At 46.5% G+C, this 10957-nt stretch carries 6 protein-coding genes; all 6 read left to right on the top strand.

Annotated features, from left to right (window positions below; translation table 11 throughout):
- Nucleotides 1–389 precede the first annotated feature (389 nt).
- The 6 genes from ACTIE0_RS05385 (at nt 390) to ACTIE0_RS05360 (ending at nt 10932) form a co-directional block, all read left to right on the top strand.
- Entirely contained in the window at nt 390–1640 is a 1251-nt protein-coding gene (locus tag ACTIE0_RS05385; protein ID WP_006621459.1) for a response regulator, read from the top strand.
- A 234-nt stretch (nt 1641–1874) separates the two neighbouring features.
- Entirely contained in the window at nt 1875–2240 is a 366-nt protein-coding gene (locus tag ACTIE0_RS05380) for a response regulator transcription factor (protein ID WP_006617199.1), read from the top strand.
- 10 nt (nt 2241–2250) lie between these two features.
- Nucleotides 2251–2787 carry a chemotaxis protein CheW gene (locus tag ACTIE0_RS05375; RefSeq protein WP_006621462.1) on the top strand — a complete coding sequence of 179 codons (537 nt, stop codon included), beginning with the start codon at nt 2251–2253 and terminating at the stop codon, nt 2785–2787.
- 219 nt (nt 2788–3006) lie between these two features.
- On the top strand, nt 3007–6381 hold the full coding sequence (locus tag ACTIE0_RS05370) for a methyl-accepting chemotaxis protein (protein WP_006669108.1): 3375 nt from the start codon (nt 3007–3009) through the stop codon (nt 6379–6381).
- A gap of 114 nt (nt 6382–6495) precedes the next feature.
- On the top strand, nt 6496–10647 hold the full coding sequence (locus tag ACTIE0_RS05365) for a hybrid sensor histidine kinase/response regulator (RefSeq protein ID WP_006621464.1): 4152 nt from the start codon (nt 6496–6498) through the stop codon (nt 10645–10647).
- 21 nt (nt 10648–10668) lie between these two features.
- Nucleotides 10669–10932 carry a hypothetical protein gene (locus ACTIE0_RS05360; RefSeq protein ID WP_035758729.1) on the top strand — a complete coding sequence of 88 codons (264 nt, stop codon included), beginning with the start codon at nt 10669–10671 and terminating at the stop codon, nt 10930–10932.
- Nucleotides 10933–10957 lie beyond the last annotated feature (25 nt).

Below are 10957 nucleotides of genomic sequence, written 5' to 3'. Positions count from 1 at the left end.
TCTTGATTATTGCCGGGGGGCAAGTGATGGGGTATTACCCAGAGGAGGTCAAGTCCTGGGAGAACCCGCGTCCACCATTATCAATGGAATAATTAATTATTAATTATTAATTATTAATTATTAATTATTCACAATTCTTGATTATTGCCGGGGGGCAAGTGATGGGGTATTACCCAGAGGAGGTCAAGTCCTGGGAGAACCCGCGTCCACCATGATCAATTGTCCATTATACATTATCCACCACGATGGATTGAGTTAATTCACTATTTATGCTATCCTAACGAGAGTGTAAGACAGTAATGTTGCCCTTACCCTCCTCAATCCCATTAATTGAGTTGTATGAGGACATTAAAAAAATTTAAGCGATCGTCAGGAGGCCAAGCGGCTTCATGCAAGGCTCTTTAAATGAAATCGATATCCGCAGTATATTGCAGTTGGTCGAAGTCGGTCAACGCACCGGTCAGTTAATGGTGGAAGCCTATAGCCCCGCCGCCTCGGTAGTTTCGGAAAAATATAGCGATCGCTTGAAGAGTCACTGCTGGCTAGTTTTTTGCTCCAACGGTAGAATTGTCTATGCTGGGGAAAGCGAGGGTAGCCTGAAAAGACTGCGGGACTACCTGTACCGCTACAAGTTAACAGAAGTCCTCAATGAGTTAGAAGTGCCGTCAATTACGGCAGTTAACGCGCCCGAATACGGCTATTTGTGGGTGCTACTAGAACAAAACGCGATTACCCCCACCCAGGGGCGCAGCATTCTCCATGGGATGATTTCCGAAACCCTATTCGACCTTCTCAGCCTTCACCACGGGGCTTTTAACTTTGAAATGGGTTCACCCCTAGCACCGCAATTAATGACTTTACAAATCAACACGGTGTTACCTAAAATTATGAAACAGGTGCAGGAGTGGAAAACTTTTCACCCCCATATCCAATCCCCCAGTCAGTGCCCCCTCATTTTAGACCCAGACAAACTTAGACAAGTAGTGCGTCCCAATGTCTTTGAAACTTTAACCCGTTGGGCGGACGGAAAAACGACTTTCCGACAAATTTCCCGTTATTTGAACCGAGATATTGTCGCAGTCACCAAGGCGATCTATCCTTTTTTACAACAGGGTTTTGTGCAACTGCGCTTTCGGCCGACCGAACCAAGTCCGTACCCCCGTTCTCAGTTCGAGAGTAAGGTTCCCCGCATTGTCTGTATTGATGACGATCGCGTAATTCGGGAGACAGTAGAGTTAATCTTAACGGAGCATGGCTACGAGGCGACGGCTATAGGTCATCCCCTGAAGGCATTAAGTCAAGTGTTCCAACTGAAACCAGATCTGATTTTATGCGATATCGCCATGCCGGAACTAAATGGATATGAAATTTGCGCGATGTTGCGAAGTTCTAGTGCTTTTCGGGAAACTCCGATTATCATGCTAACAGGCATTGATGGATTTATCGATCGCCTCAAAGCCCGAATGGTGAGAGCGACCAATTATCTGACCAAACCGTTTAGCAAGAGGGAGTTACTGACGCTGGTAGAAAACTATGTGGGTACAGCCGACGGTCATTCCCGGAAGCTAGAAAGTCAACTCGCCGAGACTTTTTCCCATAAGTGGCCTTCTCTTGACTCGGAGGAGTCTTATTCGGTCTGATTTCAAAGTGTAATCAATAGGTGGCGAACTTAGGTATACTTGAGATTAAATCCATTCGCATTAAGGATTTGATCAAATCAACTCTGCGGGTGGAATATCGCGGTTGCAATAAAGCCAATGGCTTGTAACTGGAATGTCTCGGAGCTGAGGGTTGGCCGAATTATATTGGAAATGCCCCAGTCCCTCCGCGCCCTGCCTCAGTTAACTTAGAACCCAGCAACTCAGCAAGATAGTATGAATACAATTATGGTTGTAGAAGACAGTGTGACACAACGGGAGATGATCTCAAATCTCCTGAGAGAAAGTGGCTTAAAAGTCGCGGTAGCAAGCGACGGTGTAGAGGCACTAGAACAAGTTCAACAAATCTCTCCCGATCTAGTGGTGTTGGATATTGTAATGCCTCGCATGAATGGCTACGAACTGTGTCGCCGTCTCAAGTCTGATCCGAAAACTCAAAAAATTGCCATTGTGATGTGTTCTTCCAAGGGAGAGGAGTTCGATCGATATTGGGGCATGAAACAGGGGGCAGATGCTTATATCGCCAAACCATTTCAGCCGACTGAACTGGTAGGGACGGTTAAACAGCTATTAAGGGGGTAGGTGAGGGGTAATGGTTGGAAGTCCCGATTTTATCACGGGTCAAGGTGCAGACGGCTCCGAGTTTCAGGAGCTAGAAACCCCAGAGGGTGAGTTGCATCTGCGTTTTTTTGTGGCATCGGGTGCCGAATTTGCCTTGCCCGCTATGGGTATCAAAGAAGTCCTATCTCAATCAATTGACCGCATTACTCCCATTCCCAATGTATCATCCCTACTGTTGGGGACTCTCAACTTGAGGGGACGAGTGGTTTGGGTGGCTGATCTAGGACAGTTTTTGGGAGATACAATGCAATTAAACACCGATCGCACGGAAATTCCCGTAATTGCCGTAGAAGACCAAGATACTATGTTGGGTTTAGCAGTAGAGTCGATAAACAATCTGACGGCTATGGACTGGCTACCCATAGAAAAAATGAGAACGCCAGTTCAGGTTCCCGATAGCATGGCTCCCTATATAAAAGGGGAGTGGGTTCTGGAGGATTCACCAGATAAACCTTTGCGCCTGTTAGACCAAATTGCCGTTTTGCGATCGGCTCGGTGGGCAGTATAAATAAGCTGTATACAAGGTGATTGAACCAATACAGCTATCTGCATCACTATAATATAACTAATTGTGGCTCAGGATGATTACAATTGAGGGGGTTGTGGTCATCATCAGTCCAACATTTGCCCAAGCAGTAATCAAGATACTAACTAAGCTAATACAGTTGTTTTAAGTTTTAAATGTAATTTTTGCGGTAACTTTATAGAGTCGTAAGGGGAATGGCCAATGACAGCAAGTGCAGAATATCTGCAGGAGTACCAAAAAACTGAGGCAGCCTACACAGATGGAAAATTGGACGAGGCGGCTACTTTAGTCTATAAATTAGTGGAAGACTACCCGGAAGACCCATTCGCTCGCCTCCTGTGTGGTCACATTTACTACGGTTTACAACAATACGATGTGGCACGGGAACAATATGAGGTGGTCCTTAGCCTGACGGAAGACCCGGCACTGGTGGAACAGGCGGAAGACTACTTGACAGAAGCTAGTCAATTCTGCGAGGACTCGGAGACCGGTTCGTCTTTGGGAGATATTAGCTTGGATGATGAGTTTGATGATGAGTTTGATGATGCTCAAGAAACTATCCTAGAGGATTTGAGCTCGGTAGGTGATGATGCTAACGGTTCCCTCGATTTTGATTTGGAAGAAGAACTAGATCTAAATGCGATCGATGAACAATTAGATGAGTTGGAAGAATTAACGGCAGCATCCCAACAACTAGGGAAATATCCCCAAAAACCCTCGGCAACTATAGAAACCCTGGATGATGCTCTGGATTTGTATGATGACGAAGATATGGGCATGGAAGAAATAGATATATCGTCAGCCTTGGATGATTTAGATGAACTAAGTAACCTCGAATTTGAGGAAGGAACAGAGGAAAACTTAGAGGCGATCGACGACGACCTCGGGGACTTAGATAGATCTGCAGATGAACTAGAGCCGGAAAATTTGAATGGTAAAGCCAGTGTAGGGGGTGAAGAACTAAATGACTCCCTAGAAGATGAATTTGACTTAGAAGAAGATAACTTTAATCCCCTAGAATTAGAAGCTAATCCCCTGGTAGATGATTCCAACTTCGACCTAGATGATGAGGTAGACCCGGACCTAACCAACCCGTTAAATAACCCCTTTGCTCAGGGGCAAGAAACTGACGAGGAAGAAGAAGACCCTGACTTGAATTTTGACCTAGAAACATCAGATCCCTTTGTGATGGACGAAGAGGATGAACTGGTGTTGACGGAAGGATTAGATCCAGAAGACCCCATGAGTGGCTCCCTCGAACAACTATCAGAAGACTTGTTTGAGGAAGATTTAATCGATGATTCCCATAAAGACTCCCCCGGGACAAATACCCCTGGGGTGACTCAAGAACATCAAGACAGTTTGGATGATTTGGATGACGATTTCAGCCTGACAGATCTACCTTTAACTGATGGGCCGATAACTAATGAACCGATAGTTGATAATGTTGCCGAAGAAATTAAACCGCCGGATTTGGGCGATGTGCAGGATGAACTGGATATCGGAGAACTGGAACTAGAGGAGGATGATATTTTTTCTCCCCTAGAAGATATGGCTGATGCTAGGCATCAAACTGTGGCAGAAACTAACGGTAATGGTAACGGTAAAGGATTGGTGAAACCTGATCAGATCAGCCTGAATAAGACCCCAAATAATAATTTAGATGAGGAAGAAGAAAATTTCTCTGATTTCAATCTGGATGGGGACAAAATTAATGATTCAGTATCTGAGGAGTTGGAACTGGATGATATCCCGGATACGTTTGACCTCGATAGCCTGGAAGAGTCAACTGTAAGCAATGGGACGGCTAATGGTGCGATCGCCCACAACAAGACAAATCAAACCTCTGGTTCTCAAGTCAACGAATTTTTAGAGGATTTTGAAGAGTTTGATGATGTAGAGGGTTTTGGGATTCCAGATGCGGCGGGATATGCTTTTATGCCCGATAGCGCTGACTTGGATGATGATGACCTCGATAGTAATTTCCTGGGAAGGTCTAGCAGTATCCCAGATAACGATAGCTCGGCGATCTACGAGGATGATGTGTTCAATACTCCCACAGAAAGGGAGGCGATCACGGCATTTTCTAACCTATCAGAAGACTCGGTTGATACTAATATTTCGGTAGAACAGGGCTCATTTGCCTTCCTGGAAAATAAGCCGCTCAGATCTAAGTCTTTTTATATAGCATTGGGGAGTGGGTTAGTAACTTTGATTGCTGTGGCTGTGGCTACTAATATTGCTACTAAGGTTGCTGCTAGTAGTTATCAAGGGGAAGTGGTTAACTATCTACGCCGCTCAGGTTGGTTGATGACTATTGTGGCTGGGGCTAGTAGTTTTGGGACGGCTTTTGCTATGGGCCGTATTACCAGCCAACAGCTAGAGAAGGCGACTGGCGACCTGCAAAAACAGTTTGATGCGATCGCACGAGGAAACCTTAATGCCCGTGTGAATGTCTACGCGGAAGATGAACTGGGGCAAATGTGCGCTAAATTTAACTACATGGCTCAGTTCATTGAAAGCACCACCAGGGAAGCTCAACGGAAGGCGGAAGAACAGGAGGAGGCTAAGGAAAACCTCCAGCGTCAAGTGATTAGACTCCTAGATGATGTGGAAGGGGCGGCGCGAGGAGATTTGACTGTGAGCGCTGAGGTGACTGCAGACGTGCTGGGGGCGGTAGCAGACTCGTTTAACCTGACAATTCAGAACCTGCGGGAAATTGTGGTTCAGGTGAAACAAGCGGCTCGTCAGGTGAGTCGTGGAGCGACGGATAGTGCGAGTTTTGCCAAAGATGTGGCTGGGGATGCTTTGCGACAAGCGGAGGAATTGGCCGCGACTCTTAATTCGGTGCAACTGCTGACTGATGCTATTCAACGGGTAGCAGATAGCGCCAAGGAAGCTGAGGAAGTAGCCAGGACGGCGGCGGCTGTAGCAACTAAGGGTGGTGAAGCGGTAGAAATGACTGTGGCTGGTATCTTGAAAATTAGGGAAACAGTGGCAGAAACGACGCGAGATGTTAAGCGTTTGGCTGAATCTTCTCAGGAAATCTCGAAAATTGTCGCAATCATTTCTAATATTGCTTCGCGGACTAACTTACTGGCTTTGAATGCTAGTATTGAGGCGGCTAGGGCGGGAGAAGCAGGCCGTGGTTTTGCTATTGTGGCTGATGAGGTGCGACAACTGGCGGATAAGTCGGCTAAGTCCCTCAAGGAAATTGAACAAATTGTAATGCAGATCCAAAGCCAAACCAGTTCTGTAATGATGGCAATGGAGGAAGGAAACCAGCAAGTAATTGAGGGGACCCGTCTGGCGGAACAAGCGAAGCGATCGCTTGATGATATCATCCAAGTAACCAATCGTATTGATGTTTTGGTGCGATCAATTACGGCTGATACGGTGGAGCAAAACGAAACAGCTAGGGCGGTGGCTGAAGTAATGCAGGCGGTAGAACTAAGCGCCCAAGATACATCCCAAGAAGCCCAAAGGGTCGCCAGCGCCCTCAGTAACCTGGTAGGAGTAGCACGAGATCTGCTAACTTCGGTGGAAAGGTTCCGAGTAGATCCTTCGGAACATTAATAGCCAAAGTTCCTAGTCAAAGATTAATGAACCCTCGTAAAATGTGATTTTCTGAGTAAGTGTCTGAGTTTTAAAAAAATAATATTGTCCATTTATTTATACTATTAAAAAGCCATGGAACCAGAACAACAACAACGGATAATGGGTTACTTTATTGAGGAGGCGAGAGACCACCTCAATACCATAGAACAGGGCTTGCTGAATCTGCAAAGTACCATTGAAGACCGAGAACTATTATATGAGGTGTATCGGGCGGCTCACTCGGTGAAAGGGGGAGCAGCTATGCTCGGTCTTCATAGTATCCAAAAAAGTGCCCATCGCCTGGAAGATAACTTTAAAGCGTTGGAAAAAATAACGGAACAATCTCATATTGAGGTTGATCAACAACTAGAATCGCTATTTTTACGAGTATTTGATACCCTGCAAGCTTTAATAGATAATCTGTCGGGTCCCTATGGACTGACAGAGGAAACTTCCCAAAGCCTGTTAACGGAAGTTGAGCCGGTTTTTGAAGCACTAAACTATAATTTAAAAAACCTATCGGAACTAAATGGTGTAGTGGCGGAAGGTGCTACTAGCGTCCCGAAAACAGCCCCGGCTCAGGCTCCAGTGGCGGTGAAGGTTGCTCCGAAAGTGACAGTTAAGGCGATCAATAGTGCGGAAGAACTTTTCTTTTGTGGTGATGTAACTTCACGGTTGCGGGAAATGCTGGATTTGTTTAAAAAGTCGGATAATACCGCCAATAGAAACCGCTTAATTGAAATTTGTCGGGAATTGGCTAGGGGTGGAGAAACTTTTGATAAAATGCACTGGGTGCAATTTTTAGACACTGTAGAAAAGGCGATCGCTTATGGGGCAAATAGCTATAAAACTCTGGCTCCGGTGGTGATTACTGGCATGAAACAGGCTCAGTATTTAGCGCTAAGTAATAGAGAAAGTGAAATAGTGGTAGATTCGGAGTTGTCAAAATTACTGCCTCCTGTAGATAATGGGAATGGGAATGGTAAGGGAATTTTAACGGCTGATGATGAATTTTGGTCGGAATTAGATTTAACTACGAACTCGGAAGTAGAAGAAACTGATGAGATTGATTTGGAACCGGAGAAGACATCAGAATCAATACTAGATGATTTCCCATTGGTTGATTATGTGGAGATGGAAAAAGAACACAGCGGCCACCCGCCAGGGCCGCAAATGCAACCGGAAGAGTTGAAAAGTTTGGCGGATCTGTTTGAGGTGGTTGATCGTCATGGGGGCGGTATTGAAGATGCTTGGGAAGAGGAAAGGCTGCTCGAAGAAGCTGATAAACTTTCCGACTTGAACAGTGATACAGAAGATTTTGACAGCTTTTTTAGCAATGAACCGCCGTCTAATGAAAGCAACTTTAAGCCGGTTTCTGATGATGATGACGATTTAACTAGCCTCCTGTTAGAAGAACTAGAATCAAGCGATCGACCGACCCCAGAAAATTCTCCAGCCGATTCTAAACCTGTCAAGAAAAGTAGTAATGATGACCCGGATAATTTTATCCAACAGTTGTTGGAACTTGATGATGAGGAACAGGAAACAACTGTCGCGCCTGAAAGTTCAACAGGGATTGGTCAATCATTAGATACCCCGGATCCTTGGGAGAGTGATAATCAAGATGGGGGGACTGATGGGGATCTTGATTGGTTTGAGGTGTTAGCCCGTGAGGATAACAACAATGGCAAATTAACCTCTAGTGTAGACACTATTGCTGAGGACAAACAGGTTCAAACGCCACCTGAGTCGAAGTGGGATGATAGAACTGCAGATTTGTTTGATTTTGATGATTTGTTTGGTAGTAGCGACACGGAGGAAACCGTAGAGTGCGTTAGCTTGGGTAGCAAAAAAAACACTGGGAAAACCGACCAACTGGGTAACGCACCGAAAACTGAAAGCACACCATTACCAGCCTCGTCGCAGACAACTGACAACATAACCACGACTCCAGATGTGGGGTTAGATAGTGATTGGGAAGATGATTTGAGTCTCCTGGATGATTTGCTAGGGTCTACGGATGATCAAAATACGACTGATGATGATAATGCTGATGATGGGGTGCTATCTGATCTCGATCGCCTTTTGGGTGAAACAGCACCGCCAGGGGCGCAATCGAGTACCTGGGAAGAACAGAGGGCTCGATCCTGTGAGGATGATGAGTTCAAGGAGTTGGCTGAACTGCTGGAAGAACCCATAGCCGCCCAATATAGCCCGTCTTATCAAAAATCTCAAACTACTAAGTTTGATCCGATCGCTAAAGTTCCGGTGAAAGAATTGGATAATCTCAGTAACCTGATTGGGGAACTGGTGGTTAACCGCAATAGCCTGGAACAAGACCAAGAAAGGATGCGACAGTTTTTAGATAACCTGCTGGATCAGGTGTCGCTGCTAAGTGATGTGGGTCAGCGGATGCAGGATTTCTATGAGCGATCGCTGCTGGAAATTTCCCTATTGTCTAATCGGCAAAAATCAGCTTCTTTCCACGGAAGTTATCATGGCGGTGGTGATGAACACCCGACTAGATCAGATCCTAACACTTTTGACTCCACAGAACTCGATCGCTTTACCCCCTTCCACACACTCTCTCAAGAAATTATTGAGTTGGTGGTGCGGGTGCGAGAGTCGGCCGCTGATATTGAATTCTTGGTGGAAGAAGCAGATCAGGTGAGTCGCCAACTGCGCCAAGTAACTAATCAGTTACAGGAAGGCTTGAATAAAGCGAGAATGGAACAGTTCGCCGGGGCAACCGATGGCCTGAAACGTCCGGTGCGGGATCTGTCGATTAAGTGTGGTAAACAGGCGGAATTGGTGGTGGAAGGTCGAGATACCCTCATAGATAAAATGCTTTTGGGTAAACTGCGCGACCCTCTCACTCACTTGGTAAATAATGCGATCGCTCACGGTATCGAATCCCCAGAAGTCCGTAAGGCGGCGGGTAAGTCGCCCACGGGTCAGATTACCATTAAGGTTTTCCACCAAGGCAACCAAACGGTGTTATCGGTTTCTGATGATGGGGCGGGAATTAATGTGAATCGGGTTAAGGAAAAAGCTATACAGAAGGGTTTATTGACCCTGGAATCCGCTTCAAATCTGCCAGACCATGATACATACAATTTGCTTTTCCTGCCGGGTTTTACTACCCAGGATCAGGCGGGTGATATTGCAGGTAGAGGGGTTGGTATGGATGTGGTGCGGACGAATTTGGCGGAAATTCGAGGCAATATTACTACCGATTCGGTATTGGGAGAGGGAACTACCTTTACGATCCGCCTCCCACTCAATATGAGTATCTCCCGGGCGCTTTGTTGTATTAGCGATCGGGCTCGGATTGCTTTCCCTATGGATGGGGTGGAGGATATGATCGATGTGCCTCGTGAGCAAATTAAAACAGGACCAGACGGTAAACAGACCCTAGAATGGCGGGGTTCGGTGCTGCCTTTCCGCCACCTGCGAGAATTACTTACCTATAAGCGCCATTTGGGTCGCGGCGGTGTTTATGGTGCGAATATCGAAGAGGATATGATTTCTGTGATTGTACTACGGGCGGCGCTTAATTATCTGGCTGTTCAAGTTGATCAGGTTTTGGTAGAACAGGAAATCGTAATTAAACAGCTTGAAGGTCCGGTACCTAAACCTATTGGTATCGCCGGGGCGACTGTTTTGGGGGATGGTCAAATTGTGGCGATCGCCGATGTTTTAGAATTAATTGACCTGGCTACTGATCGGGTACGCCGAACTGTAGAAACCATGAGATGGGATGATAATCTCCCCAGTGAACCCATAGATGCTCCCGCCTCTAAAACTGAGCCGACTGTGCTGATTGTTGATGATTCGATTACAGTGCGATCGTTGTTGTCTATGACCTTTGAAAAATCCGGCTATCGGGTTGAAGAAGCCCGCGACGGTAAGGAAGCCTGGGAAAAACTTAAATCTGGCTTACCCTGTGATATCGTCTTCTGCGATATTGAAATGCCCCGTATGGACGGCTTGGAACTTCTCTCGCGAATGCAGAAAGACCCACAACTCGAAGGTCTACCTATTGCTATGTTAACTTCTAGGGGCGCTGACAGACACCGCCAGATGGCTTATCAATTAGGCGCGAGAGGCTATTTTACTAAGCCTTACCTAGAAGAACAATTACTCGAAGCGGCGGGGCGAATGTTACGCGGTGAAATTGTCGGGAAACCAGCAGGCGCTAAAGTGAAGCTGGGGGCGGGCGATCAGACTCGAGCTGTGTGCTAGTCGTGCTGGTGTTTGGGTCCTATGGTCTGTGTGCGAGTGGTGCTGGTGTTTCCGATAGGCGGACTTGCACCTGCCGCGTGGTGGCGCGTGTTCTGTGCTGTTTGTGGGGTGCATGGTCTTAGGCGCATCGTCGTCGGTGGGGTTTTTAAAGTTGATTTGTGGGAATTATGGCTGATCGCGGAACCCGCAAGGGCGGGTTTTCAAAGCCTACCTGCGGGAATTATGGCTGACTGCGGAACCCGCAAGGGCGGGTTTTCAAAGCCTACCTGCGGGAATTATGGCTGACTGCGGAACCCGCAAGGGCGGGTTT

It is taken from the genome of Limnospira sp., from assembly GCF_051859755.1.
Taxonomy (GTDB): domain Bacteria; phylum Cyanobacteriota; class Cyanobacteriia; order Cyanobacteriales; family Microcoleaceae; genus Limnospira; species Limnospira fusiformis.
This window is presented reverse-complemented; position numbering and strand designations above follow the sequence as displayed.

Bases quoted from the DNA above. Each gene is read 5' to 3' on its own strand.
- ACTIE0_RS05380 (WP_006617199.1), top strand. From the start codon at position 1,875: ATGAATACAATTATGGTTGTAGAAGACAGTGTGACACAACGGGAGATG.
- ACTIE0_RS05385 (WP_006621459.1), top strand. From the start codon at position 390: ATGCAAGGCTCTTTAAATGAAATCGATATCCGCAGTATATTGCAGTTG.
- ACTIE0_RS05365 (WP_006621464.1), top strand. From the start codon at position 6,496: ATGGAACCAGAACAACAACAACGGATAATGGGTTACTTTATTGAGGAG.
- ACTIE0_RS05370 (WP_006669108.1), top strand. From the start codon at position 3,007: ATGACAGCAAGTGCAGAATATCTGCAGGAGTACCAAAAAACTGAGGCA.
- ACTIE0_RS05375 (WP_006621462.1), top strand. From the start codon at position 2,251: ATGGTTGGAAGTCCCGATTTTATCACGGGTCAAGGTGCAGACGGCTCC.
- ACTIE0_RS05360 (WP_035758729.1), top strand. From the start codon at position 10,669: ATGGTCTGTGTGCGAGTGGTGCTGGTGTTTCCGATAGGCGGACTTGCA.